At 50.0% G+C, this 370-nt stretch carries 1 tRNA gene; it reads left to right on the top strand.

Going from position 1 to position 370, the window contains the following annotated elements:
- Positions 1–132: 132 nt before the first annotated feature.
- Positions 133–217: transfer RNA gene (locus EXZ60_RS19010), tRNA-Tyr, on the top strand.
- The last annotated feature ends 153 nt before the right edge of the window (positions 218–370 follow it).

Here is a 370-nt window from a genome sequence, read left to right on the forward strand (position 1 = left end):
CTGTAAATCTGCCGGCTCCGCCTTCGATGGTTCGAATCCGTCCCCCTCCACCATATTCTCTCGTAAGAGAAACCTTGATTGATACGTTGGGAAAACATCATTCAAGCCTATTTTTAGAATAGGAAAATACCCGGAGGGGTTCCCGAGTGGCCAAAGGGAGCAGACTGTAAATCTGCCGGCTCCGCCTTCGATGGTTCGAATCCGTCCCCCTCCACCATATTCTCTCGTAAGAGAAACCTTGATTGATACGTTGGGAAAACATCATTCAAGCCTATTTTTAGAATAGGAAAACACCCGGAGGGGTTCCCGAGTGGCCAAAGGGAGCAGACTGTAAATCTGCCGGCTCCGCCTTCGATGGTTCGAATCCGTC

Origin of the sequence: Vibrio sp. 1151_11 (assembly GCF_029478525.1) — a bacterium.
Taxonomy (GTDB): Bacteria; Pseudomonadota; Gammaproteobacteria; order Enterobacterales; family Vibrionaceae; genus Vibrio; species Vibrio anguillarum.